This window comes from Idiomarina aminovorans, assembly GCF_023155095.1.
Classification (GTDB): domain Bacteria; phylum Pseudomonadota; class Gammaproteobacteria; order Enterobacterales; family Alteromonadaceae; genus Idiomarina; species Idiomarina aminovorans.
In genome coordinates this window covers 445,799-469,830 of record NZ_JAKNDA010000001.1, presented here as the reverse complement: position 1 = coordinate 469,830, position 24,032 = coordinate 445,799, and the positions used below count along the sequence as shown (strand labels likewise).

26 protein-coding genes and 1 tRNA gene are annotated in these 24,032 nt (G+C 44.9%); 9 read left to right on the top strand and 18 right to left on the bottom strand.

Annotated elements, in window-relative coordinates; genetic code table 11:
* Position 1: 1 nt before the first annotated feature.
* Genes L8G48_RS02310 through L8G48_RS02275 form a run of 8 tightly spaced genes read right to left on the bottom strand, consistent with a single transcriptional unit; the run spans position 2 to position 7,249 of the window.
* On the bottom strand, positions 2-502 hold the full coding sequence (locus L8G48_RS02310) for a DUF2878 domain-containing protein (RefSeq protein ID WP_248262998.1): 501 nt from the start codon (positions 500-502) through the stop codon (positions 2-4).
* Positions 502-1,740 (bottom strand): SAM-dependent methyltransferase, encoded by a 1,239-nt coding sequence (locus tag L8G48_RS02305; protein ID WP_248262997.1) that lies wholly within the window; start codon positions 1,738-1,740, stop codon positions 502-504. The genes L8G48_RS02310 and L8G48_RS02305 overlap by 1 nt, the downstream gene beginning before the upstream one ends.
* Before the next feature lie 21 nt (positions 1,741-1,761).
* On the bottom strand, positions 1,762-2,484 hold the full coding sequence (locus tag L8G48_RS02300) for a DUF1365 domain-containing protein (protein ID WP_248262996.1): 723 nt from the start codon (positions 2,482-2,484) through the stop codon (positions 1,762-1,764).
* Positions 2,481-3,755 (bottom strand): NAD(P)/FAD-dependent oxidoreductase, encoded by a 1,275-nt coding sequence (locus tag L8G48_RS02295; RefSeq protein WP_248262995.1) that lies wholly within the window; start codon positions 3,753-3,755, stop codon positions 2,481-2,483. The genes L8G48_RS02300 and L8G48_RS02295 overlap by 4 nt, the downstream gene beginning before the upstream one ends.
* Positions 3,752-4,483 (bottom strand): SDR family NAD(P)-dependent oxidoreductase, encoded by a 732-nt coding sequence (locus L8G48_RS02290; protein WP_248262994.1) that lies wholly within the window; start codon positions 4,481-4,483, stop codon positions 3,752-3,754. The genes L8G48_RS02295 and L8G48_RS02290 overlap by 4 nt, the downstream gene beginning before the upstream one ends.
* The gene (locus L8G48_RS02285) at positions 4,480-4,914 is read right to left on the bottom strand and encodes a nuclear transport factor 2 family protein (RefSeq protein ID WP_248262993.1); all 435 of its coding nucleotides are present in this window, start codon (positions 4,912-4,914) and stop codon (positions 4,480-4,482) included. The genes L8G48_RS02290 and L8G48_RS02285 overlap by 4 nt, the downstream gene beginning before the upstream one ends.
* On the bottom strand, positions 4,907-6,313 hold the full coding sequence (gene phrB / locus L8G48_RS02280) for a deoxyribodipyrimidine photo-lyase (protein ID WP_248262992.1): 1,407 nt from the start codon (positions 6,311-6,313) through the stop codon (positions 4,907-4,909). The genes L8G48_RS02285 and phrB overlap by 8 nt, the downstream gene beginning before the upstream one ends.
* 3 nt (positions 6,314-6,316) lie before the next feature.
* Positions 6,317-7,249, bottom strand: coding sequence for a YbgA family protein (locus tag L8G48_RS02275; RefSeq protein ID WP_348983631.1), 933 nt, complete (start codon positions 7,247-7,249; stop codon positions 6,317-6,319).
* A gap of 147 nt (positions 7,250-7,396) precedes the next feature.
* On the opposite strand from L8G48_RS02275, the gene L8G48_RS02270 reads away from it, so the two are divergent.
* From L8G48_RS02270 to L8G48_RS02260, 3 genes are all read left to right on the top strand, one after another.
* The gene (locus tag L8G48_RS02270) at positions 7,397-7,975 is read left to right on the top strand and encodes an LON peptidase substrate-binding domain-containing protein (RefSeq protein WP_248262991.1); all 579 of its coding nucleotides are present in this window, start codon (positions 7,397-7,399) and stop codon (positions 7,973-7,975) included.
* A gap of 88 nt (positions 7,976-8,063) precedes the next feature.
* Positions 8,064-8,684, top strand: coding sequence for a sigma-70 family RNA polymerase sigma factor (locus L8G48_RS02265; RefSeq protein WP_248262990.1), 621 nt, complete (start codon positions 8,064-8,066; stop codon positions 8,682-8,684).
* Positions 8,677-9,351, top strand: coding sequence for a ChrR family anti-sigma-E factor (locus L8G48_RS02260; RefSeq protein ID WP_248262989.1), 675 nt, complete (start codon positions 8,677-8,679; stop codon positions 9,349-9,351). Before L8G48_RS02265 ends, L8G48_RS02260 begins: the two co-directional genes overlap by 8 nt.
* 44 nt (positions 9,352-9,395) lie before the next feature.
* Here L8G48_RS02260 and L8G48_RS02255 read toward each other — a convergent pair whose 3' ends face one another.
* The 7 genes from L8G48_RS02255 to thrS all read right to left on the bottom strand — a co-directional run bounded on the left by L8G48_RS02255 (position 9,396) and on the right by thrS (position 16,317).
* The gene (locus L8G48_RS02255; RefSeq protein ID WP_248262988.1) at positions 9,396-9,692 is read right to left on the bottom strand and encodes an integration host factor subunit alpha; all 297 of its coding nucleotides are present in this window, start codon (positions 9,690-9,692) and stop codon (positions 9,396-9,398) included.
* Between the two features lie 3 nt (positions 9,693-9,695).
* Positions 9,696-12,083 carry a phenylalanine--tRNA ligase subunit beta gene (pheT, locus tag L8G48_RS02250; protein ID WP_248262987.1) on the bottom strand — a complete coding sequence of 796 codons (2,388 nt, stop codon included), beginning with the start codon at positions 12,081-12,083 and terminating at the stop codon, positions 9,696-9,698.
* Between the two features lie 13 nt (positions 12,084-12,096).
* Entirely contained in the window at positions 12,097-13,077 is a 981-nt protein-coding gene (gene pheS, locus L8G48_RS02245; protein ID WP_248262986.1) for a phenylalanine--tRNA ligase subunit alpha, read from the bottom strand.
* A 123-nt stretch (positions 13,078-13,200) separates the two neighbouring features.
* Positions 13,201-13,554 (bottom strand): 50S ribosomal protein L20, encoded by a 354-nt coding sequence (gene rplT / locus L8G48_RS02240; RefSeq protein WP_011234642.1) that lies wholly within the window; start codon positions 13,552-13,554, stop codon positions 13,201-13,203.
* Between the two features lie 13 nt (positions 13,555-13,567).
* Positions 13,568-13,765 carry a 50S ribosomal protein L35 gene (gene rpmI, locus L8G48_RS02235; RefSeq protein ID WP_248262985.1) on the bottom strand — a complete coding sequence of 66 codons (198 nt, stop codon included), beginning with the start codon at positions 13,763-13,765 and terminating at the stop codon, positions 13,568-13,570.
* Between the two features lie 73 nt (positions 13,766-13,838).
* The gene (gene infC / locus L8G48_RS02230; protein ID WP_248263327.1) at positions 13,839-14,381 is read right to left on the bottom strand and encodes a translation initiation factor IF-3; all 543 of its coding nucleotides are present in this window, start codon (positions 14,379-14,381) and stop codon (positions 13,839-13,841) included.
* A gap of 19 nt (positions 14,382-14,400) precedes the next feature.
* On the bottom strand, positions 14,401-16,317 hold the full coding sequence (gene thrS / locus L8G48_RS02225) for a threonine--tRNA ligase (protein WP_248262984.1): 1,917 nt from the start codon (positions 16,315-16,317) through the stop codon (positions 14,401-14,403).
* Positions 16,318-16,642: 325 nt separating this feature from the next.
* Here thrS and L8G48_RS02220 point away from each other — a divergent pair, with 325 nt between their 5' ends.
* Positions 16,643-16,852, top strand: coding sequence for a CPXCG motif-containing cysteine-rich protein (locus L8G48_RS02220; protein WP_248262983.1), 210 nt, complete (start codon positions 16,643-16,645; stop codon positions 16,850-16,852).
* Here L8G48_RS02220 and L8G48_RS02215 read toward each other — a convergent pair.
* On the bottom strand, positions 16,846-17,454 hold the full coding sequence (locus L8G48_RS02215; protein WP_248262982.1) for a riboflavin synthase subunit alpha: 609 nt from the start codon (positions 17,452-17,454) through the stop codon (positions 16,846-16,848). The genes L8G48_RS02220 and L8G48_RS02215 overlap by 7 nt on opposite strands.
* A gap of 30 nt (positions 17,455-17,484) precedes the next feature.
* Between L8G48_RS02215 and L8G48_RS02210 the strand changes: the two genes are divergently transcribed.
* The 4 genes from L8G48_RS02210 to L8G48_RS02195 all read left to right on the top strand — a co-directional run bounded on the left by L8G48_RS02210 (position 17,485) and on the right by L8G48_RS02195 (position 22,425).
* Entirely contained in the window at positions 17,485-18,519 is a 1,035-nt protein-coding gene (locus L8G48_RS02210; RefSeq protein ID WP_248262981.1) for a DUF3080 domain-containing protein, read from the top strand.
* A 72-nt stretch (positions 18,520-18,591) separates the two neighbouring features.
* The gene (locus L8G48_RS02205; RefSeq protein WP_248262980.1) at positions 18,592-19,203 is read left to right on the top strand and encodes a TetR/AcrR family transcriptional regulator; all 612 of its coding nucleotides are present in this window, start codon (positions 18,592-18,594) and stop codon (positions 19,201-19,203) included.
* Positions 19,204-19,227: 24 nt separating this feature from the next.
* Positions 19,228-20,910: an isovaleryl-CoA dehydrogenase gene (locus L8G48_RS02200; protein ID WP_248262979.1), complete on the top strand. Its 1,683-nt coding sequence runs from the start codon at positions 19,228-19,230 to the stop codon at positions 20,908-20,910.
* 18 nt (positions 20,911-20,928) lie between these two features.
* Positions 20,929-22,425: a class I adenylate-forming enzyme family protein gene (locus L8G48_RS02195; RefSeq protein WP_248262978.1), complete on the top strand. Its 1,497-nt coding sequence runs from the start codon at positions 20,929-20,931 to the stop codon at positions 22,423-22,425.
* A 17-nt stretch (positions 22,426-22,442) separates the two neighbouring features.
* On the opposite strand, the gene L8G48_RS02190 is transcribed toward L8G48_RS02195, so the two are convergent.
* Positions 22,443-22,706, bottom strand: coding sequence for a hypothetical protein (locus L8G48_RS02190; RefSeq protein WP_248262977.1), 264 nt, complete (start codon positions 22,704-22,706; stop codon positions 22,443-22,445).
* A gap of 193 nt (positions 22,707-22,899) precedes the next feature.
* On the opposite strand from L8G48_RS02190, the gene L8G48_RS02185 reads away from it, so the two are divergent.
* A tRNA-Val gene (locus L8G48_RS02185) sits at positions 22,900-22,976 on the top strand.
* 267 nt (positions 22,977-23,243) lie between these two features.
* Here the strand turns inward: L8G48_RS02185 and L8G48_RS02180 are convergent.
* A complete protein-coding gene (locus L8G48_RS02180; RefSeq protein ID WP_248262976.1) occupies positions 23,244-23,807 on the bottom strand; it encodes a porin in 564 nt (187 codons plus the stop codon).
* Between the last annotated feature and the right edge of the window lie 225 nt (positions 23,808-24,032).

The following is a 24,032-nucleotide window of genomic DNA, read 5'->3' as shown; positions in this document are numbered from 1 at the left end:
TCTACACTCCCCGCTGCCTCTTAGTGGACATGGAAAAGACAAAATAGGCCATCATTAAACCCCAAACCACTACATAACTGGCTACGACTATCGGCATTGAGTCAATAGTCGCGGCATTCAGTTTTATACCTGCAACGTAACTGATCGGGCCGGATATAGCCCCAAGCAGTACCGCAAAAACAGGTTTAGGCGCTAGCCAGTCTAATGCCACTGGAGCCATCGATGAAAAGCCCAGCCAAAGCATGACCAACCACAAAGGAAAATATCCGCCGGTAAAGTCGATAAATCCCAGACTGATGACAATAGCCTCTAACAACAAGCCTACGGCAAACAAGCGTAATATTAAGGTCCAGCTGACTTTGGCCACGGCAATACTGTAAAAAAACTGCAAGACCAATAAAACACCACTAAGCACAATATAGTGTTCGCGGCCCCATACTGCACTCAACCACAATGCATTGAACAGAACAAAACTGACAATTTTATGCTGGATAGAAGTCATCAGTAAGCCTGCGATTTGCTAGCGGTAACCTGAACAACGGACACTCGTTGCTCCAGAAAGCCACCCTCACAATAGCTGAAATAATAGTTCCATAACCTAGAGAAACGTTCATCGTAGCCAAGCTCCTCAAGCTCTTGCTGCTTAGCGTTAAAACGCTGCTCCCACGCTCTTAACGTTTTGGCGTAACTGAGACCAAAATCATGAACATCCCGCACAATTAAGTCGGTGTAACGCGTAAACAACTGAGTCATTTGGCTTAAAGAAGGAAGAAAGCCACCCGGAAATATATGTTTTTGAATAAAATCAACCGAACGAGCGTAAGACTTGGCTCTCTGATCGGCTATGGTAATAGCCTGCAGTGACATTCTACCGTCTTCTTTCAGTAGCTTATTACAGGTCTTAAAAAAGGTCGGTAAGTATTCTTTTCCTACCGCCTCAATCATTTCCACAGAGACCAGCTTATCGTACTGCCCTTCTAAGTCACGATAATCACGTTTTAGCAGTTCGACTTTGTCTGACAGGCCGGCAGCTTCAACTTGTTTTTTAGCGTACTCGAACTGCTCATCAGAAATTGTCGTTGTTGTAACCCGGCAACCATAATGTTCTGCGGCATAAATTGCCAGGCCACCCCAGCCTGTGCCTATTTCTAATAGATGATCTTCGGTTGTTAAATCAAGCGAATCACACAGCCGCTGCATTTTATTAATCTGAGCTTGCTCCAGTGAATCTGCCGGAGCTTTAAATAGGCCACTTGAATACTGCATTGCATTATCGAGAAACCGGGTATAAAGCTCATTGCCAAGGTCATAGTGCGCCGAAATATTCTTTTTTGCCTGACCTTTATGGTTACGGTTACTCCAGTGCTGGTATTTATTAAATGGAAAAGTTAACCAGGCAAGGCGGGTTTCCAGCTTGTCTAAAGCCGGCAGGTTTCGCGCGAAAACACGAATAACCGAGGTTAAATCCGGGCTGTCCCAGTGCTTATCAATATAAAGCTCGGCTGCGCCGATACTACCGCCGGTTACCAAGCGACGATAAAAGCAGGGATCTTTTACATCAATTTCAGCGTCCAGCTCTTTATCGGAATGCCCGAAAGTTTCGATTAACGTACCTTTTTCTTTTATCGTCAATCGCCCATATTGCAGATGGGCTAATAGTTTAAACGCAATAGTACGAAAAAGCTTATCCAATACACCATACTGAATAGGCGCTACCATAGTTGTTTCACCACTGGACATACAAACTGCCTTCTGATTATTTTAGTTACCAGGGTTTCCGTAAAATGGAACCCGCTTGATAAATAGCTTTAACGCCTGCCAATAAATGCCTCCAATAATTTTTAGAGCCATAACAGGTACTGTTCTTAATACGCGGTAAACTTCACTACGGTTTAGCGGGTAGCGATTTAATTTCATACCCGCAACAAAGTCTTTTTGTTGCTGATGAGCACTCAAAGTCATATTTAAACGGTCGCCGGGAGGATCTATCTGCCAGTGATAGGTCATATCCATCGGATTAAAAGGTGAAACATGAAACTGTTTAGTCGTTTCAGGAGACTTCTCCGACAGGTCAACTAAGTAGTAATGCCGTTGCAGCCAGGGTGTATTGCTGACTTCAGCTAACATGTGAGTGTATTCGTCGCCGTTCTGACGAAGGAAATACAAGTTAATGGGACTGAAAAAAATACCAAAGGTGCGTAAGTTACCAACAAACAGAACATCGCCAGTTAGGCTTTTACCGGCAAGCGACGACATTTTTCTTAACGCCGCCTGCTGTAAGCTACCCTGTTCATTTTTCAGGTAATCTTTACGACGAAACCATAATGGTGCGAACCCCTCGCAAGATAACCACCGGCTGATTGAACTGACCTGCTCAAGCTCAGATAAGTCGATGCACCATTGTTGGAGACGGTAATTAAAAGCATGGTGCTTGGGCCGATGTCTTACATGAAAAACATCGCCCCAGTAAATGGCACTTTTCATGAGTTTTCAATAGCCACTGTATTAAACCGATTAACCACATCAATAGCGCTTCTTACGCCGTCTTCATGAAAACCGTTATACCAGTATGCACCAACAAAGTGAGTATTGTTTTTTCCACAAATTAACTCTCGCTGCGCTCTGGCTTTTAAAGAATCCACTGAGTATTGTGGGTGGTCATAACGAAACGTTTGAATAATCTCTTCAGGGTCAATCGCGGTCGTATTATTCAGAGTCACACAGACCGTTTTATCGCACTGTAATCCCTGCAATATATTCATATTATAGGTGACTGAACTCGGCTGTGCATCCGTAGTATCGTCCTTGCGCAGTAGGTAATTCCAGCTTGCCCAGGCTCTGCGATTTTTCGGAAGCAAGTTCTCATCGGTATGCAAAACAACGTCATTCGGACAATATTTAATTTTTCCGAGTACCTGTTTTTCCTCTTCTGTTGCGTCACTGAGTAAAGCCAACGCCTGATCGCTGTGACAAGCCAATATGACTTCGTCAAAATACGCTTCTTCACCATTACTGAAAATTAACACGACTTGTTCACTTTGACGTTTAATTGCGACAATCTTACTGTTTAATTTAATATTTTCCTTAAAAGGTTCTGTAAGCATTGGTATGTAAGCACGGGAGCCGCCAATTAACGTATGCCACTGGGGTCTGTCGCTGACATTCAGCAAGCCATGGTTATCGAAGAACCGTAAAAAGAAGCCAAGCGGGAAGTCTTTTGCATCGGCCAGGCTTGCCGACCAAATGGCTGACACCATAGGCAGTAAATAATACCGGGAAACCGAGTCAGGAATACCATGTTGAATCAAAAATTCATTTAAAGTGACATTATCCAGTTCACTTAAATCTCCTTCCAATGCACTTTTTGCAGCAGTGTTAAACTTTAAGATACCCCGCAATAACCGGTAAAACGATACACTAAAAAGATTTTTACGTTGTGCAAACAAAGTATTCAGATTGTGACCATTGAACTCTAAACCAGATTTAGGATCGCGTACACTAAAACTCATTTCGGTATCACGCCAGACAACTTTTAAGTCGCTCAATAACCGCTTGAACCTCGGGTAGGTTTTATCGTTAAAGACAATAAACCCTGTATCAACCGCAAACATATTTCCATTAATTTTGATGTCGCTGGTATTAGTATGCCCGCCTATATAATCGTTTTTCTCGAAAACACTTACTTGGTGTTCACGACTCAAATAATAAGCACTGGTTAATCCCGCAATTCCACTTCCAATAACGGCGATTTTCATTTTGACTGCTTCCTTGCCATTTGTTCTGATAATTTAACTTGTATGCTTTCGGGCAAAATTGACATCAGTTTCAAAAGTGTACTGAACAACCAGGGGAACGCAATATCGCGTTTATTCTTTTTAATACCATTAATAATCGCTTGCGATGCAAACTCAACATCAACACGCATTGGCATTTCAAAATCGTTGGCATCTGTCATGGGCGTTTTCACAAAGCCAGGCGATACTGTCTGAACTTTGATGCCTTTAGGTTTTAAATCAACTTCCAGACTTCTTGCAATGTAATGCATTGCAGCTTTTGAGCCACCATAGGCCTCGGCTTTGGTGAAAGGTAAAAGTCGAGCCAGACTATCAACGATGACCAAATGCGCTGAATGATTAAACTGTGGCAACAAAGCTTCAATGCAGTTCATGGTGCCAAATACATTCACTTTAAAAACTCGCTCAAACATACCCGCGTCAAAGTCTTTCACATCAAGGTACTCGCACAAACCAGCGCATAATATCGCAATATCGACATTTCCAACTTTTGTTACTGCGTCTTTCGTTGAATTTTTGTCGGTAATGTCAAAAGCACTGCAGGTTATTTTGTCAGGATACTGACTTTTCACTTCTGACAGAGCGTCGTTGTTACGCCCGCAAACAGTAACTTGATGACCGTCAGACGCATAATCCAGCGCTAGCTGACGACCAATACCTGAAGATGCACCGGTAATTAGGACTTTCATTCGTCGGTCAACCTCTGTTTAATTTTATCAATTACATAACCAACCAAAGGAACATGTTCATAAAGCATCGCGCCGAGATCATAATAGTCGCGTTGCTCTCTGATTTTGCCATTTTCAAAGGTTAAATAAGAAACTCCCGGCAAAATAATTTCCATTCCACTGGCAAGTTTCGGGTGCGCATAGCGCATCTGCCAGGCAAGGAATGCCTGCTCTTTACCAACACATTCGTCATCAAATGCAAAATGACAGTAGTCAACATTTTCCATGGTATGCTTCAGGTACTTCCTAAAATCTTCCAGACCAACGACATGTTGTATTGGATCAGTAAATGAAATTTCGTCATGGTACAGCTCGTCCAAATCATCCAGATTTTCGGTTTTAAGCTCGTCGTAGAATTCTTTTAGTTTTTCGACTAATTCACTGTTATCCATGTTTCACCTGCTTAAACGTTGTTAAGAATCGTTCTCGAGCAAACTTATGCTCAACCACGGGTTCGCAATAGTTATTGCTGCGTTGTTGCTGAAGCCAACTATGAGGCGAGTGAATATGCTTTGTTGGAACATCATCAAGCTCGTTTACCCATTTACGAATGTAGTTTCCGTCAGGATCAAATTTCTCACTTTGTCTAACCGGGTTAAAAACACGAAAATAAGGAACGGCGTCTGTTCCTACCGAAGCGCTCCACTGCCAGCCACCATTATTTGCCGGAAAACTCCCGTCAATTAAATGCTGCATAAAAAAGGCTTCACCTTTTCGCCAGTCAACTAATAGATCTTTTACCAGAAAGTTAGCTGTAATCATCCGTAAACGGTTGTGCATCCAGCCGGTTGATGTCAATTGACGCATTCCGGCGTCAACAATAGGATAACCAGTACGACCTTCGCACCAACGCTGAAACCCTTCTTCATTGTCTAACCAACGAATATTGTCTGTTTCAGTCTGAAAGCTCTCACCTTTTGATAAGCGTGGCACAAAATACATAAGGTGCTGATAAAACTCTCGCCAGGCCAACTCTGTAAGCCAGGTATCCGCCCCGCAAGGCAGACCAAATGGAAATTCAGGTGAAAATTCGTGCAGCGCGCGTGCTGCTGTCTGGGGACCTATAACACCAAGAGCCAGGTAAGCAGACAGTTGTGATGTGCCACTTTCCGCCGGCACATCCCGAGCTTGCTGGTAGTCTTCAACACAGTGCCCGATAAACTGTCCCAGCTTGCCCAAAGCTTCCTGCTCGCCAGCTGGCCAGTGAGATGAGTCTTTTCTCGCCACGGGACAACCGGGAAGCTCGCTGGCGGATGTCGGTGAAAACGGACCTACCTGAACAGGTTCACTATCATTCATTTCATTGACTACCTGACGCCAACGTCGGTTAAACGGCGTAAACTTTTTATAATAGTCACCCTGCTGTGTTCTGACCTGTCCTGGCGCAACCAGCAAATTACCATGGTGCGTAACCAGTTCAATGTTATCTTGACTGAGTACTGCATCAACCGCAGCATCTCGGCGTTTTTCATCTAACGTATACTCCGCATTAATATGAACCTGTTCAATATTATTCCGCCGACAAAACTCTCGTAATGCCCCGGGCACCTGACTAAATTTTGGCACCAGCTGCACTTCCAGCTGAATCCCTTTTTCAGATAAGCTCTGCTGTAAAGCTTCCAAATTACGCCAAAGAAAATCGACCTTTATTGGGGCCCAGTTGTGTTCTGACCAAGTTTCATGGCAGACATAGAAAATTGCCACTGGGGGCTGCTCAGTATTACTGGCACTGAACAAAGCCGGGTTATCTAATGTTCGTAAGTCGCTACGAAACCAAATCGCTTGTCGCATTGTTTAAAGTCCATAACGTAGTTTTAAATCATCAGGGTAAGGTGTCAGATACCACTGACCGGCCAAGTAATCTTTGGGAAATTCACGCAGGTAATGCCGGATCAAAGTTAAAGGCGACATCAAGGGTAAGATGCCATCATGATACTGAAGAATAATTTGGCTCAGTTCTTCACGCCTTTCATGATCAAGGTCAGCTTTGAAATAACCCTGTATGTGTTGCAGCACATTAGTATGGTTCTTCCGCGAAGCGGGTTTAGATAAAGCATCCATAACGTCAGTGATATAGTGTTCTGCAAAAGCTTGGTCTATAACGTCTTTTTCACCGACACGTTTACCCAACTCACGGTAGCGCTGTTGGTTGTGTGCTAACAGAAGTAATTTACAGCGTTGGTGAAACTGCAAAAGTTGATGTTTCGTCGGTTTTTGCATCATTTCTTTCCACTGGCTGAAAACGTACACCCGCATAACAAAGTTTTCGCGCAAATGAGGGTCATTGAGTCGCCCATCCTCTTCCAGAGGTAAGGCCGGATTGCTCTGTTTCAGACGCGCAGTAAAAACTCCCATCCCCGCCTTTTGCGCATGTCCTGTTTCTGGATCGTATAGTTTAACCCGTTCCATACCGCAGCTTGGCGACTTAGCACAAAGAATATAACCACTCAGCTCATCAACTTTCACCTGAATTTTGTCGGCAAACGCCGCCAGTTCCGACGTTACATTTTGTCCCGTCTTAGGCACGACAGCTTCAACATCTTTGTGTTGCTCCAGCCTTATCGTTGGCCTTGGCACCGGCATGCCAATACCAACTTCAGGACAAAAGCGAACAAACTGAATATGCCGACTCAATTCATCGACACAAAAGGAAGATTTCTTGTGTCCGCCATCAAACCTGACTTCATCGCCCATTAAACAGGAGCTGATACCAACTTTAAGCTTCACCGTTTTTCCCTTATAAAAATTCTTTGATAGTAATGTACTGCATATCGTTAAAAATAGTTTGTCATTTGGCGCAATAAAAAGATCCAACACGACCCACGCTAACGTAATATTTTGAAACGTTACACATTACTGACCAAATGAGGTTGTATGCAGCAGTATCAGCAGTTACCGCTATTTCCGCTCACCGCACATATAATGCCGGGCGGTCGCATGAAGTTAAAAGTATTCGAACTTCGCTATACTCGGTTAGTAAAAGATTGCCTGAAAAACGACAGCGAGTTTGTTGTTGCTATGTTTAATAACGAGTACGCCGCTACCTCGGACGACTACCTTCTTACTTACGCCACCACTGTAAAAATCATTGACTTTGAACCCAGAGATGATGGTTTGTTAGGCATAACTGTGGAGGGTAAAAATAGGGTCAGAATTGACGAACACTGGTCCGAAAACGATAAATTAAGATTTGGTAAAATAGAATACTTAGAAAACTGGCCTGAGTTACCACTGGATGTCGCTTCCAATAAATTGAAAATTCGGCTACAGGAAGCTTATGAAACTTACCCTGAATTATCAGAACTGCTTCCGGATCTAGGTTACGAACAGCTCGACTGGATTTGTTCACGCTGGCTTGAAATTTTGCCACTGGATGTTTACACCAAACAAGAACTTATTCGTTGCGAAAACTGTCTTAAAGCGAAAGAATATCTGTTAGACTTAATCCGTTGATTGAACAAACATTCTGCCACTTGGGTGATCCAGTTTTTGCGACACCCCGTAATAGTTAGTACTTTGTGCGAAAGTATCAGGTTTAACTATGCAAATGGTGTCAGGAAGAACATCGAAACGGGGGTCTATGACTACCACCCAGACAGATGCGGCTGATAAAGCAGCAGCGCTGTTGACAGAGATAGCAGAAAACAGAAGTCGTGCCGCCTTTAGTGAAATTTTCAGGCTTTTTGCGCCCAAACTGCAATCTTACGCTACAAGACAATTCGGTAATGAACAAACGGCTATGGACTTGGTCCAGGAAACCATGACTAATGTCTGGCATAAAGCTCATTTGTTTAAGCCCGACCGAGGCTCGCCTTCTACCTGGATATTCACCATAGCGCGGAATATCCGTTTTGATTTGCTTCGTAAAAATAAAAAACGTAAAGACGACATTAGTGCCGATGAGCTTTGGCCTATTCTGTCAGAACAAAACGATAGCCTGGATGATGGTTATGCGTTAGACCATGATGTTCTGATGCAAGAGATTTCGCATTACTATGCGAAACTACCCGATGCACAGCGGGTTGTTATTGAAAAAATTTACATTGAAGGAAAATCCCAGCAAGAAGTATCAGATGCTTTGGGAGTCCCTTTAGGGACAATTAAATCTCGCACTCGTCTAGCATTAAAAAAACTGAAAGAGTTGATAGTCGATAATGATTAAATCACATCCGGGCGAAGGCCTTTTATATCAATATGTCTCCGGCGATCTCAGTGCGGCAATGACTCTAGTTGTCGGCACGCATATCGACATGTGCAAAACATGTCGTCAGACAGTATGTGACATCGAACAAAAACTGTGTGAGGAAAATCTGGACACGTTGGTCAGCATTGCCAGCTCAACCATGAGCAAATCTCAGTGTGACCAAATGCTGGAAGCCATTTTTGCCTCTTCTGCGTGCAACAAACAAGTTCATCAACCCAATGAATTATTGTCTCTGGAAGGTCGTCGCTTCACGTTACCACGTACACTGGCTCACAACAGTCACCGCATTGGTGAATGGTCAAAGCTAGTCGGAAAGCTCTGGCGAGCACCTTTAACGCTGGACAACGGCAACCAGACTAACCTCATTTATATGGCGCCTGGCGCAAAAGTTTCTGAGCATACGCACAAAGGACTGGAAGCGACACTGGTCATTGATGGTATTTTTAACGACGAACAGAGTGAGTATCGCGATGGAGACTTTATTTTGTTGGATCCAAGTAGAACTCACACTCCGGAAACGCAAAATGAAGACTGCTTAACTTTAGCAACCTTAGATGCGCCAATGCATTTTACTTCTGGCATCAGTCGGTTATTAAACCCCTTTAGCCACCTGTTCTTTCGCTAACGAAAAGCAGCTAACCTTACCGCCAATGAAAAAAGAGCCTGAAGTTAATCTTCAGGCTCTGCGTTTTCTACACGGCTTTTAAATTTTTGACCCGGTTTAAAAGTGGCCACTCGGCGTGCAGAGATTGGAATTTCTTCACCCGTTTTAGGATTACGTCCCGGACGCTGACTTTTGGTTCGCAGCTCAAAGTTACCAAAGCCTGATAACTTAACTTGCTCACCTTTTTCCAAAGCAACTCTGATTTCTTCAAAAAAATCTTCAACCAACACTTTGGCATCTTGTTTACTAATACCGTATTTGTCGAACAACACTTCTGCCAGTTCTGCTTTGGTCAGCGCCATAGTTTAATCCCTCAAAGTTGCATTAAACTCACTCTTTAATGTCTCAATAAATTTTGTCATAAGCTCAGTAACATCGGTTTCTTCCAGCGTTTTGTCACTGTCTTGTAAAGTTACCGACAACGCCAGACTTTGTTTACCTTCCGGTACGCCGTCACCCACGTAAACATCAAACAAGTTTAGGTCAACTAACTGTTTTACGCCAATATTTTCCATCGCAGCAATCAGCTCACCCGCCGCAAGCTGCTTATCAACAACGACCGCAAGGTCTCGACGAATGGATGGATATCGGGAAACAGGCTTAGCCAGAGGCAGAGGTCGCTGAGTTACTGCCGATAACGATAACTCAAAAACAAAAGTGCGTTGGTTAAGACCCAGCGCTTTATCGAATTTAGGATGCAAGGCGCCAATGTCGCCAACTTTTTCAGATCCACAGTAAATACCGGCAGACTGCCCCGGATGCAGAGCCGGATTTTGCGATGCAACAAAACGAAATGCTGAGGCATTACCGGTTTGAGCTAATAATGCTTCGACATCTCCTTTAACATCGTAAAAATCAATGCCTCGGTCGCCTTCAGACCAATGCTCTGAATGCGCTTTACCGGAGCGTATGCCGCTAATGACCGCTTCCTGTCGAACACCATTTTCTGCTGAATCATCAGGTATAAAGCGTAGTCCTGTTTCCACGAAGGCTAAAACAGCCTGCTGGCGTTTTTGATTATGAGCTACAGCACCAACTAATCCAGGCCATAAACTCACGCGCATAGAAGACATATCAACCGAAATTGGGTGAGGTAAGGTTAACGCGGCCGTTTCATCAAACATCAACGCCTGATGCTTTGGATCAACAAAACTATAGGTTATTGCTTCCTGATAGCCACGGCATACCATCGCGTCAACAAGCTTATGCGCACTGAGCTGGCTTTCTTTGCGCCCGGTCATAACTAATTGCGCGGCTGGGGGCGCAGCCTGAATTGAATTGTAGCCATAGATACGTGCCACTTCCTCAATCAAGTCTTCTTCAATGCTCAAATCAAACCGGTATGAAGGAACACCGACTTGCCATTGCTTGCCGTCAAATGAAACATCAAAGCCTAAACGCTCCAAAATTTCAGTGACACTGCCCTCGGCAATACTAACACCAAGCACTTTACCTAATCTGCTGGCTCTCAATATAATACCGTCACGCTTAGGCAAAAATTCTTCGGCGACGGCTTCAGTTACTGGTCCGGCTTCACCACCGCATATAGCCAACAATAACTCGGTCGCTCGCTCCATAGCAATACGCTGCAATTGAGGATCTACGCCTCGCTCATAGCGATGCGAAGCATCGGTATGTAAACCGTAACGCCGCGCCTTACCTAAAATAGCATCTGGTGCAAAAAACGCGCTTTCAAGGAAAATATTCTGACTTTTTTCCGTAACACCGCTGCTTTTACCACCGTAAACGCCAGCCATGGCTAACGCTTTTTTCTCGTCGGCAATCACCAAGGTATCTTCGTCCAATTCGACAATCTGTTCATCAAGCAAAGTGAGTTTTTCTTTGGGTTCAGCCACACGAACGTTAATATTGCCTTCGAGCGAATCCAGATCAAACGCATGCATCGGATGACCCAGTTCAAGTAACACGTAGTTTGTGACATCGACCACAGGGTCAATACTACGAATACCGCTGCGGCGAAGCTTCTCCGTCATCCATACTGGCGTTGGGCGAGTTAAGTCGACATTTTTAATAACCCGGCCTAAATAACGCGGGCATTGCTCAGCAGCAGACAAGGTAATATTTAACGTATCTTCAATACCAGCCGCTACTTCACCAATTACCGGGGCGGTAACATCCATACGGTTTAGTACACCAACTTCGCGGGCAATGCCACGTATACTCAGGCAATCACCGCGGTTCGGTGTTAAATCAATATCGATGCTATTATCGTCAAGCTGCAAGTATTTACGGTAATCTTCACCGACCGGCGCATCTGCCGGCAATTCGATAATACCTTCGTGCTCATCAATCAAACCCAACTCTTTAAATGAGCACAACATGCCATGAGAGGGATGGCCGCGAAGCTTAGCTTTTTTGATTTTAAAGTCACCCGGTAACACCGCACCGACTTTAGCAACGGCTACTTTGATACCCTGGCGACAGTTAGGTGCACCACAGACAATATCAACCGGTTCAGTGTCACCAATATTCACTTTGGTAACCTGGAGTTTATCGGCGTCTGGATGAGGACCACACTCAATCACTTCACCAACGACGACAGTATGGAATTCATCGGCAACCGGCTCGACAGAATCTACTTCAAGACCCGCCATGCTAAGCTGCTCGCTCAATTCATGACTGCTGATATCGGGGTTAACCCATTCCCTTAACCATTGTTCACTGAATTTCATTACTTACTGCCCGTTAGTTAAATTGTTTGAGAAAACGCAGGTCGTTCTCGAAGAACGCGCGTAAATCATTCACACCGTAGCGCAACATGGTAAGACGTTCTACACCCATGCCAAAAGCAAAGCCGGTGTATTTTTCCGAGTCAATACCCACCGCTTTCAACACGTTGGGATGCACCATGCCACAACCTAAAACCTCTAACCATTTACCGTCTTTACCCATGACATCAACTTCCGCCGAAGGTTCGGTAAACGGGAAGTATGAAGGTCTGAAACGCACTGTCAGCGACTCCTCAAAAAAGTGATTCAGGAAATCTTCCAGAATACCTTTTAGTTGGGTAAAGCTGACATCGGTATCAACCATCAACCCTTCTACCTGATGAAACATTGGTGTGTGGGTCTGGTCGTAATCATTCCGGTAAACACGCCCGGGAGAAATGATCCGAAGCGGCGGCTGTTCATTTTCCATGGTACGGATTTGCACACCCGAGGTTTGCGTACGCAGCATTGTTGAAGGGGTAAAATAAAAGGTGTCGTGATCAGCCCGTGCCGGATGGTTCGCCGGAATATTCAGTGCATCAAAATTATGAAACCCGTCTTCGACTTCCGGGCCTTCTTTGACGCTGAAGCCTAAATCACCAAAAAACTGTTCAATACGACGAATAGTCTGAGTAACCGGGTGCACGCCGCCAACGGCTGAATGACGGCCAGGCAGAGTAACGTCTATACGTTCGGCTTCCAGCTTCTGCGCCAATTCAGCGGCTTTCAACAGCTCTTTACGGGCATTGATGCTGGTTTGCACTTGCTGTTTAGCTTCATTAATTTTTTGTCCGGCTTCACGACGCTCAGATGGTTCTAACTGACCTAAGCCTTTCAGCAGCTCGGTCAGTTGCCCTTTTTTGCCCATGTACTCGACGCGGACTTCGTCTAACGCAGTCGGTGAATCAGCGGCCGCAATGGCCGATTCAGCCTGCTCAACAATTTGCTCTAGCTGCATCGTATCCCTCAACAACACAAGATAAATAATAAAGGCGCTATAATAGCGAATTTTCAATGAAAAAGGGAGCCAATTGGCTCCCTTCTAAATCTGTTTATTCTAACCGGTAACGGTTTTGAATAATTACAGTGCGCCTTTTGCTTTCTCAACCAAAGCGGCAAAGCCGTTTTGATCGTGAACAGCGATATCGGCTAAGATTTTACGATCGATTTCAATGGATGCTTTTTTCAGACCATTAATAAAGCGGCTGTAAGACAAACCGTTTTGACGAGCCGCAGCGTTGATGCGAACAATCCATAACTGACGGAATTGACGTTTCTTGTTGCGACGGTCACGGTAAGCATATTGACCCGCTTTAGTGACTGCCTGGACCGCTACGCGATAAACGCGACTACGGGCACCATAATAACCTTTCGCCTGCTTCAGGACTTTTTTGTGACGCGCTCTCGCGATTACACCACGTTTTACTCGTGCCATTTGCTATCTCCCTTTATGCGTACGGTAACATGCGAGCGACTAATCGAACGTCGGCCTCATGGACCATGTTCTTTGCGCGAAGCTGACGCTTACGCTTAGGGCTCTTCTTTGTCAGAATGTGACGCAAGTGAGATTGCTTGCACTTAAAACCACCAGAAGCAGTCTTTTTAAAGCGCTTAGAAGCGCCTTTGTTCGATTTCATTTTTGGCATGAAATTAAACTCCGCATTGTTGATAAAAGTGTGAAAGGGTGAGCCTGACAACCAGACTACTTGTAAACCACGATCACTTCTTGTTGGGTGCCAAGACCATGATCATCTGACGCCCTTCGGCACGCCTTGGGAACGACTCAACAATTGAGATTTCTTCTAAATCGTTTTTAACACGATTTAGCAATTCGATACCCAACTCTTGGTGTGCCATTTCCCGGCCACGGAAACGGATAGTGACTTTGGTTTTGTCACCTCCCTCGAGGAAACGACGCAGGTTGCGCAGTTTTACCTGGTAGTCGCCCTCATCAGTACCAGGCCGGAACTTAACTTCCTTGACCTGAATCTGTTTCTGCTTTTTCTTTTGCTCTTTTTGCTCTTTGCTCTTGTCAAAGAGGAATTTACCGTAATCCATTAAGCGGCAGACCGGTGGCTCCGCATTCGGGCTCATTTCCACCAAATCAACGCCAGCTTCCGCTGCTGCGCTAAGAGCTTCTGTAATACTGACGATACCAATCTGTTCAGCTTCTACACCAATTAAACGAACTTCATCTACACGAATTTCTTCGTTGATACGATTTTTATCTGCAGCTTTCTGAGTTCTTTTTCCGCCTTTAATGGTTTATTCCTCCAAACAATTAATCAATTTTGCGAGTACGGACTTCGTCCTTTACACGAGTAATGAAGTCTTCTAACGGGAATTTCCCCAAGTCTTCACCACCACGTGTACGTACCGCAACCTCACCAGCTTCGACTTCTTTGTCGCCAACAACCAGTAAATATGGAACACGTTTTAATGTGTGTTCACGGATTTTAAAGCCTATCTTCTCATTTCTCAAGTCGGCTGATGCACGAATTCCCTTTTCATTCAGGGTTTTCACAATATTTCGTACATAATCGCTTTGATTATCCGTGATATTCATTAAAACAACTTGCGTTGGCGACAACCACAACGGGAAGTTTCCGGCGTATTCTTCAATAAGAATCCCCATGAAACGTTCAAGTGACCCTAAAATAGCGCGGTGAATCATAACAGGCGTATGTCGCTCGTTATCTTCGCCCACGTATGTAGCCCCTAAACGGCCCGGCAACGCAAAATCAAGCTGTATTGTACCACATTGCCACGCTCTGCCCAGACAATCGAACAAAGTAAATTCTATTTTCGGACCGTAAAAAGCCCCTTCACCCGGTAAATATGAAAAATCGATATCATTATTTTTCAATGCCTGAGCCAATGCTGTCTCTGAACGGTCCCAGGTTGCATCATCACCTAAACGCTTTTCAGGACGAGTCGAAAGTTTTACATCAACCTTGTCAAAACCAAAGGTTTTGTAGGTTTCGTACACCATTTTGATGCAGCCCGCGACTTCTTCCTGCACTTGCTCTTCTGAACAGAAAATATGCGCATCGTCCTGAGTAAAGCCCCGAACCCGCATCAAACCGTGCAAAGCACCTGATGGTTCATTACGGTGACAACTGCCAAATTCAGCCATACGCAACGGCAAGTCACGGTAAGACTTTAAGCCCTGATTAAAGATTTGAACGTGTCCCGGGCAGTTCATGGGTTTAATTGCATACTCACGGTTTTCCGAAGATGTTGTGAACATCAACTCTGAAAACTTTTCCCAGTGCCCCGATTTTTCCCACAACACCCGGTCCATCATCAACGGACCTTTCACTTCCTGATATTCATACTCACGCATTTTCTCACGGATATAAGTCTCAAGCTCACGGAAAATTGTCCAACCATTGTGGTGCCAAAAAACCATGCCCGGCGCTTCTTCCTGCCAGTGGAAAAGATCCTGTGCTTTCGCTATTTTACGGTGATCGCGCTTTTCGGCTTCTTCTAAACGCTGCAAGTATGCCTTTAACTGCTTTTTGTCTGCCCAGGCTGTTCCATAGATACGTTGCAACATTTTATTGTCAGAATCACCACGCCAGTATGCACCTGCCATTTTCATAATTTTTAAGTGATGACAGAACTTCATGTTAGGCACGTGCGGTCCCCGGCACATATCTATGTATTCTTCGTGGTGATAAAGCGCAGGATGAGAGTCTGTTGGAATATTTTCGTCCAGAATTTCTATTTTGTAGGGTTCATGGCGTTCTACAAAAGTTTCACGGGCTTCTTTCCAGCTGACTTTGTTCTTAATAACGGCGTATTCCGTCTTCGCCAGCTCTTTCATCCGTTTTTCAATTGTTTCCAGGTCGTCTTGAGTAAAGGTGTGGTCAACATCAATGTCGTAATAAAAACCGTTGTCGATAACCGGTCCTATTGCCATTTTCGCCTCTGGCCATAACTGCTTTACCGCATGCCCCATTAAGTGGGCACAAGAGTGACGAATAATTTCAAGTCCGTCATCATCTTTGGGGGTAACAATTTCGACACGTGCATCGTGCTCAATCAGTTCACAGGCATCAACTAACTCACCGTCTATACGTCCGGCAACTGTTGCTTTAGCCAGACCAGCGCCGATATCAGCGGCAATGTCCACAATACTTACTGGGTAATCGAATTCACGTTGACTTCCGTCAGGGAGAGTAATTACAGGCATGAAACTTCCTTTCTACAGTGGTGACACCTACCAAGTGCCACATGCTCTATTTGGGCTTTATCTATAGTTTAGAAAAACCAACGAAATTTGTTGCGTTTGGTACAATCAAACGCGAACCGCTACTATAATCGACCGTTGACACTTCAGCAACCGCTGAGTATATCAACCTTGACGCTTCGTGCTTTTTCTTTATTACTCTTCCCATTTCTTTGCTGTAAAAACAATGGATTACACCGCAGTCAAAATCACAGCTCTACTATCATTGGGCGAAATCGAAATTTTCTTTCTATAGTTAGCAGTATGACTCAGAAAATAAGAGCACAACATGAACGAAGAGAATTTAAAAAGCTGGTCGGTGCGGTGCCCTCATTGTGGACATAATACTTTTCTGGACATTGATGTCTCGGAAGGTAACCAGGACTATCAAGAAGAATGTGCGGCCTGCGGTGACCTTATTCATGTTCAATTACAAATAGATGAGGCTAACCAGCAGGCGCGTATTAAAGTAGACGGTAACGATGAACAATTTTACTGACGCTTGGCCAATACTCGTTCTACGGTTTCAACAATGGTAATGGTTTGTTGATCAAACTCAATATTCAGATTGTCACCTACCTGAGTCAGCTCTAAATTCGTTAGGCGCTGGGTTTCCGGAATTAAATGCAAACTAAAGCTATTGCTTTGTACCTGACCAATTGTCAAACTCGCTCCATTAATCGCAATAAAGCCTTTGGCAAACAAATAGGCTAAATACTGTTCAGGAACGTCTATCCACATAGCAACATTATTCTCTGACTCATCAATTTTGGTCACCTTGCCCTGACAATGAATATGACCAGAAACCGCATGCCCACCAATTTCATCCCCCACTTTCAACGACCTTTCCAGATTGATCTTATCGCCCTCGCCTAATAAACCTAAGTTGGTTAGCCGCAGAGTCTCGTCAATAACGTCAAAGTGTACCTGGGTATCACTAACTTCAACCGCAGTTAAGCAGCAACCATTTATCGCAACGCTTGCACCAATGGCCAAATTCTGTAGAAACTGAGGTTCGGTTTTAATAACCAAGTGTCGAAAAGATCCTTGGTCAGAGACTGAAAATATCGTAGCTTGGGTTTGAACAATACCGGTAAACATGGATAAAACCTTGTTGCGAGGAATAAAACAATGAAACAAAGTGTACTTATTTTTCGGTCTTTTGGCTATGTGTTAGTGGCCTTAGGTTTATCGGCTTGCTCGGATAATCCCGGCTTAACAGAGTACGCCGATAAACTGCATAACCGTGTCCACAATACACTCAACCGGCCCGCTAACTCAATAACGGCTCCTAAACCTCAACTTCAATACCCGGCCAAACGCGCATTAACTCAAACTATTGAACGAACCCGTTTAGGGTTGCTGGACAGTCTTAAACTCAATCACTGCCGGTTAGGTCAGCTTATTGCCGAAAACAATAGCTCGTTGGGCAGGCTCAAGGATGGGTTTAGCCGCTACCATGCTGACCTGAATATGGTTCAAGCACTAAAGAGTTGCGTTAAACACCCTGAGTCAGTTGCTGTTAAAGACAAACTTAAAAAAGCATTGCTGCATAAGAAATCACAACTGAATAACAGCCTGGCCAATGCCTTTGCTCGCGACGACGCACTCAGAAAAGCTCTGTCTGTAGGCAATAATTCGTTATCTCAATTTCATATGACCGAATACAACTACGCCGTTAATGCTTTGGAGCGCTTTACTCGTATACTCGAGCGCTGGAACTATAAAAAGGAAGCAGACGACCCGGCGGAGTTAATAAAAATGCTCGGGCGTTTGGAGCGTAGCAATTATCTTCCCGATTTGTTCCGTACTATGTTGGATTACTCCTATAAACTCGAACGAATGGCTGAGCTGCTGCCTGAAATTCCGCAATCAGTTTACTGCAAAAATGGGCAGGTGCCCGATAAAGCTCTGGCACTGAAAAAGGCCTTTAATTCTATTTATATTCAAGAAATGCAAGGCGATATAGCAGAGATTATTGAACAACATCAGCGTTTGTTAATGACTCTGGCAAACCTGCAAGGTATAGCGCCTCAACCTGAGCTAAAAGCCTATATTGCTGAGCTGGGGACATTAAGTAAGAAACTGACCGATGCTTCTGTTCAATTTGTTCGCCCCTGGCAGAAGTTTTACAGTGCTTGCAACTTTAATCCAGGATTAAATTAAGCCAGAACTTGACTCTGAATCATTTATCGCCTAAAAAGTGAATATAGATTCATTCTTTAGCAGGAGTCAGTGTTGGCTTATCGTGAAACTGCCCGCATGCAACAGCGCAAACAGGCAACCCGCGACACAATTGTGGTGCAGGCATTAAAACTACTTGATGAACGCGGTTTTGCAGGAATACAGATGGTGGTGTTAGCGCAACGGGCAAACTTGGCTACCGGTACCTTGTATCGATATTTCGGCTCAAAAGAACAGTTATGCGAAACCTTGTTTAAACAGGCGACTCAAATTGAAATTCAGCAAGTTCAGGAGCAATTGCAACACGAACAAGCAAACGCATCGGAACGTATCGCTGCAGCATTAACCACCTTTGCAAAGCGCGCTTTGCGCGCACCGACTACCGCCTGGGCACTGATAGCAGAGCCCGTAGAGCCTATTGTTGTAGCAGCCCGACTCAAGTATCGCGAACGCTATGCACAACTGTTCGAACAAGCCATTGAACTAGGCATAGCCGATGGCTCTCTACCTCAACAAAACAGTGCACTGGCCAGCCGGGCTTTAGTTGGAGCCATTGCAGAAGCACTTATTGGTCCATTGGCTCAGCAAGCGCAACAGAATGAGCAACAATCCATCAGCGACAGTGTGCGTTTTTGCTTACAAGCCATTACCGCCCGTACATGGTGATCATCACCAAACAGGAGATTTATTATGACGAACAAGAACCGCTTTTACGCGACCACCCATAACGTCACCAATCAGCCACCAGAACTGGAAAACTATAATTTATACGCGGAAGATACAGCCTTGCAGGAAGCACTTAAACGCGAAGGAGCCCAATGGGCGGAGCAGGATGTTGCTCGATTTGGCGCGGAATGCGGCCTGGTTGAGCGCATCAAACTCGGTTTTGATGCCAATGCCAATAAACCTCAGTTACGTACCCACGATCGTTTCGGACATCGTATTGACGAAGTCGACTATCACCCTAGCTATCATCAATTAATGGATATTGCCAAAACTGAAGGCTTACACGGCAGTCCCTGGCTTAATCCTAAATCCGGCGCTCATGTTGCCCGTGCGGCAAAATACTATTTGCATACGCAAGTTGAAGCAGCACATGGCTGCCCTATTACCATGACTTTTGCAGCCATTCCGGCACTTAAGCATCAACCTGAGCTGTTTGAGAAATTTGGTAAAAAGATTATCGCGCCAAGTTATGATGCTCGAAACGTGCCCGACAGCCAAAAACACGGCCTTACCGTCGGTATGGCGATGACCGAGAAACAAGGAGGGTCGGATGTACGCAGCAACAGCACCAAAGCTTACCCTATCGGTCCGGAAGGTTCCGGGCAGGCCTATGAACTGGTCGGACATAAATGGTTTGTTTCAGCCCCTATGTGTGACTTGTTTTTAATTTTAGCGCAAACAACCAACGGTTTATCCTGTTTTGTGGTCCCCCGGTGGCATCCAGATGGTAGTAAAAACCCACTACAAATTCAGCAGCTGAAAAATAAAATGGGTAACGTAGCTAATGCCTCCAGCGAATGCGAACTGCGGGGCGCGCTGGGCTGGATGATCGGTGATGAAGGTCGCGGTGTACGCACTATTATTGAAATGGTCGCTATGACCCGCTACGACTGCATGATTGGTTCATCGTCCGGTATGCGTCAGGCAACAGTGCAAGCTTTGCACCATTGCCACCATCGCGAAGCCTTTGGTGCCCGCTTAAGCGAACAACCTTTAATGCAAAATCTGCTGGCTGATTTAGCGCTGGAAAGCGAAGCCGCAATGACCTTAACCCTGCGCATGTCGCGTTGTTTTGATAATCAGGATAACGAACAGGAAAAACTATTTGCCCGCATTGCTACGCCTATTGGTAAATACTGGATTTGCAAACGGACACCCAACCACGCCTATGAAGCTATGGAAGTCATTGGCGGCATGGGATTAATGGAAAACACCGTTATGCCAAGATTACTTCGTGAGTCGCCGGTTAATGCGATTTGGGAAGGCAGCGGTAATGTGCAGTGTCTGGATATTTTACGGGCCGTTCAAAAAGAACCTAAGGTGCTGGAAGCCTATTTCAATGAACTGGCAAAAGCACAAGGCCGTTCTAAACTTTACGATGCCTTTGTTCAGCGTCTGCAAAAAGACTTTAAACAAACCAACCCGGATGATTACCAATACCACGCAAGGGAATTTGCCGACCGCATGGCACTGGCATTACAGGCCGGATTATTGTTGCAGAACGGTCCTGATTTTATCGCCGACGCCTTTTGTCAAAGTCGTTTAAGCGACAGCCCTTTCAGTCGCTATGCCAATTACGGAACATTGCCTAGCGGCATTGATGTTGCCAGCATTATCCGCCGTGCTTCACCCACGTTACAAGAATAAGGAAAAGGAAAAGTCGTTATGATTATCCCTGCGTATGTCAGCCGCAATGCCCGTAAATACTCGAATCATGAAGCGGTTATTGATGGCGAGCGACGAATGACCTGGTCGCAACTTAACGCTGATGTCGATAGCCTGGCCGAAATTCTGGCTAATGATTATCAGGTTGCTGTCGGCGACAGAGTTTGTCTGGTATTACCCAATAACTATACTTTTATTGTTGCTCATTTTGCGGTTCAGCGTTTAGGAGCCATTATTTCGCCCATTAATGTCAAACTGACAGCCAATGAGCTTGATTATATTTTTAACAATGCTGAGCCCAGCCTGGTTATTAGCTGCAGTTTAACTAAAACCGAAGCGGAAAAAGCCACGGCGGATTCTGCCACTTGTCCTTTATTATTGATTGACAATTTAGCTGAGTTTCAGCAAGAGCATGCTAGTGGGCGATCATTTCAGGCGCTCGATGAAAAACGAGCGGATCAACCGGCTACGCTGCTCTATACCTCGGGGACTACCGGTCGCCCTAAAGGCGTATTGTTTGACCATCAGGCGTTGTTGTTTGTAGGGTTAATGTTCGCGACCGAAATGCATTATCAGCCCGAAAGTCGCTTATTGTCGTTGATGCCGTATACACACTCAGCACCGCTGAACTTAAGTTTGGTTGGGGGCACATTAATGGGTTCAACCCATGTTATTGCCCCTACTTTCACACCCGACTTACTGCTGGGGTTAGCAGAAAGAGAACGAACAACCCACTTTTTCGGTGCGCCGGTAGCCTATTTATTGACGGCGCAACATCCGCATATTGAAAACACAGATTTATCTAGCATGAGCCACTGGATTTACGGCGGCGGGCCGCTGTCAGCTGAACATGCTAAGCGTGTACAAAAAGCCTTTAACAGTGACCAGTTTTACTGTGTTTACGGCTTAACCGAAGCCGGACCCACCGGCAGCTTTTTACGGCCTGAAGATCACGCTAAAAAAGCCGGTTCCATTGGGTGTCGGGCAGCAGCCTTCACCGAAATGAGAGTCGTAAATGAAAGTGGCGATATCGCCGCCATTGATGAACCCGGTGAAATCCACATTGGTGGCGACGGACTCATGCGTGAATATTGGCACAATCCCGCCGCTACGGAAGAAACCTTCTCAAGTGATGGCTGGATAAAAACCGGTGATATCGGTGTGCGCGACGCCGATGGCTTCTACTGGATAAAAGATCGCAAGAAAGATCTCATTATCAGCGGCGGTGTTAACGTTTACCCCCGTGAAATCGAGGATGCGTTATCAGCGCACCCGGCAGTTGCCGAAGTCGCGGTTATTGGCGTACCGCACCCAGAATGGGGCGAAACGGTTAAGGCCTGTGTGGTGCTTAATAAAGACGTCAGCGAAGATACATTACGTCAGCACGCGGCCGTATACTTGGCTGACTACAAACGACCGCGAGTCTATCAGTTTTATGAGGAACTGCCGCACAATGCCAATGCTAAAGTATTAAAGCATGAATTACGCGACAGCTAACAGCTCTCTTTTGCCTCTTACAAATGCCATTGCTTTGTAAGACTTGGATGCGGCGAGCCTTGCTCTTTTTGGTGGATTTCGTTGATAACATAACGCAGACCGAAAAAGGCCCAAAGCCAGAAAGCCCCGTGAAGAACGCCCGCGATGATTGCGATCATGGATGATCGCATCAGGGAATCAACCTGCAAGACATTATACGTTAACTGTGCGATAACTGCGGCTATTGTCAGCAGAAAAAATAGCCCGGCCAAAGCCCGTATAACCCGTAAAAAATTCAACATGATATTACTCCTTATCATAGCCTGCTTTGTTTTTAATAAAGCTTAAAAATTAGATGTGGGCAAACACCGGATTTTTAAAGGTTGAATAGAATTTCGACAAACAAATGCGTTTCGTAAAAAACTACTTGCACCCATGGCGGCAAATCACTAGTATAACGCCTGTTCCACAGCAGTGGATACCTTTCTAAAATGTGCGTCCGTAGCTCAGTTGGTTAGAGCGCTGCCTTGACATGGCAGAGGTCGGTAGTTCGAGTCTACTCGGACGCACCATTTATTATTTCTATTCCTGAACTATCTTCCTAAATTACGCTTTTGACTCTCTACAATAAACCCTTAAGAAAAGAATAATATAGCCAAACTCCGCCATATACAGAATGTATTGCTTCCTTCAAAATCACTATTTTCTGTTGCAGGTAAAATGAGTGAATATAAAGCGGGTAATTGGCTATGTGAAAATCTGAATGAAATGCAGCGTTGTTTTTACGGGGGTAATTGCCGCCCGTCTGAAACGACAGGCGGCGGACTTAACTGGGTTGCTTAGAAGTGCCAAGCAGCGCCAATGAAGTAGCCATCGCGCCAGTCGCTGTCAAAACCATCAACGTAAGTTGCACTTAGGCTGAATTCATTATTGATGTACCAACGAGCAGCCAATTCATATTCTTGCTCAGAATCTACGAAGATATCATTATCGATGTGACGCACCAGACCTGAGAACTCAACGGCTGGGTTTAAACGATAAACACCACCAACCTGTACTGCATAACCAGTATCATCGTCGCTGGCTAGCTGAGCATCATAATCCATATAAGAAAGGTTAACATCAGCAAAGCCCGTGAATTTTTCACTGAACTCGTGCTTGTAACCAATACCCGCCAATATTTCATCAACATCCAAAGAGCTTTCGCTGGTGTGAGCGTAGTCTCCGGTGAAATAGATAGATTCATTCAGCATTACACGACCACTAAGGCCAAAACCATCGATATCACTATAATCGATGTAACGAGCTTCTAAACGATCAAAGTTAGAACCTTGGTCTGCGGCTAAAGTTGCACCACTGAATAATGCGGCGCCGATAAGTGTAGCTAATACTGCTTTTTTCATTCTTTAATACTCCGTTATGTCGTGTGTTTCACACATACTACTTCCAAGCTGCCAGGCAGCCTTGCTTCAATGACTGAAACAGTTTTGTAATAATAACAGGGTAGAAATACATAATTTGTTGTTATTTCATTGATTTTTTGATTATAAATTATTGAGTTAAACAATTTGGAGAACATGCTGACTGCAATGCCTGCATGTTTTTGATGGGCAACTTACCTGAGTAAA

Excerpts from the sequence above, each read along its gene's own strand:
- L8G48_RS02305 (WP_248262997.1), bottom strand. The coding sequence starts at position 1,740 with ATGTCCAGTGGTGAAACAACTATGGTAGCGCCTATTCAGTATGGTGTA.
- L8G48_RS02285 (WP_248262993.1), bottom strand. The coding sequence starts at position 4,914 with ATGGATAACAGTGAATTAGTCGAAAAACTAAAAGAATTCTACGACGAG.
- L8G48_RS02295 (WP_248262995.1), bottom strand. The coding sequence starts at position 3,755 with ATGAAAATCGCCGTTATTGGAAGTGGAATTGCGGGATTAACCAGTGCT.
- pheT (WP_248262987.1), bottom strand. The coding sequence starts at position 12,083 with ATGAAATTCAGTGAACAATGGTTAAGGGAATGGGTTAACCCCGATATC.
- L8G48_RS02300 (WP_248262996.1), bottom strand. The coding sequence starts at position 2,484 with ATGAAAAGTGCCATTTACTGGGGCGATGTTTTTCATGTAAGACATCGG.
- L8G48_RS02210 (WP_248262981.1), top strand. The coding sequence starts at position 17,485 with ATGAAACAAAGTGTACTTATTTTTCGGTCTTTTGGCTATGTGTTAGTG.
- L8G48_RS02265 (WP_248262990.1), top strand. The coding sequence starts at position 8,064 with ATGCAAATGGTGTCAGGAAGAACATCGAAACGGGGGTCTATGACTACC.
- L8G48_RS02190 (WP_248262977.1), bottom strand. The coding sequence starts at position 22,706 with ATGTTGAATTTTTTACGGGTTATACGGGCTTTGGCCGGGCTATTTTTT.
- rpmI (WP_248262985.1), bottom strand. The coding sequence starts at position 13,765 with ATGCCAAAAATGAAATCGAACAAAGGCGCTTCTAAGCGCTTTAAAAAG.
- phrB (WP_248262992.1), bottom strand. The coding sequence starts at position 6,313 with ATGCGACAAGCGATTTGGTTTCGTAGCGACTTACGAACATTAGATAAC.
- L8G48_RS02200 (WP_248262979.1), top strand. The coding sequence starts at position 19,228 with ATGACGAACAAGAACCGCTTTTACGCGACCACCCATAACGTCACCAAT.
- L8G48_RS02195 (WP_248262978.1), top strand. The coding sequence starts at position 20,929 with ATGATTATCCCTGCGTATGTCAGCCGCAATGCCCGTAAATACTCGAAT.
- L8G48_RS02220 (WP_248262983.1), top strand. The coding sequence starts at position 16,643 with ATGAACGAAGAGAATTTAAAAAGCTGGTCGGTGCGGTGCCCTCATTGT.
- L8G48_RS02255 (WP_248262988.1), bottom strand. The coding sequence starts at position 9,692 with ATGGCGCTGACCAAAGCAGAACTGGCAGAAGTGTTGTTCGACAAATAC.
- L8G48_RS02290 (WP_248262994.1), bottom strand. The coding sequence starts at position 4,483 with ATGAAAGTCCTAATTACCGGTGCATCTTCAGGTATTGGTCGTCAGCTA.
- L8G48_RS02215 (WP_248262982.1), bottom strand. The coding sequence starts at position 17,454 with ATGTTTACCGGTATTGTTCAAACCCAAGCTACGATATTTTCAGTCTCT.
- L8G48_RS02180 (WP_248262976.1), bottom strand. The coding sequence starts at position 23,807 with ATGAAAAAAGCAGTATTAGCTACACTTATCGGCGCCGCATTATTCAGT.
- L8G48_RS02260 (WP_248262989.1), top strand. The coding sequence starts at position 8,677 with ATGATTAAATCACATCCGGGCGAAGGCCTTTTATATCAATATGTCTCC.
- L8G48_RS02270 (WP_248262991.1), top strand. The coding sequence starts at position 7,397 with ATGCAGCAGTATCAGCAGTTACCGCTATTTCCGCTCACCGCACATATA.
- pheS (WP_248262986.1), bottom strand. The coding sequence starts at position 13,077 with ATGCAGCTAGAGCAAATTGTTGAGCAGGCTGAATCGGCCATTGCGGCC.
- rplT (WP_011234642.1), bottom strand. The coding sequence starts at position 13,554 with ATGGCACGAGTAAAACGTGGTGTAATCGCGAGAGCGCGTCACAAAAAA.
- L8G48_RS02310 (WP_248262998.1), bottom strand. The coding sequence starts at position 502 with ATGACTTCTATCCAGCATAAAATTGTCAGTTTTGTTCTGTTCAATGCA.
- thrS (WP_248262984.1), bottom strand. The coding sequence starts at position 16,317 with ATGCCTGTAATTACTCTCCCTGACGGAAGTCAACGTGAATTCGATTAC.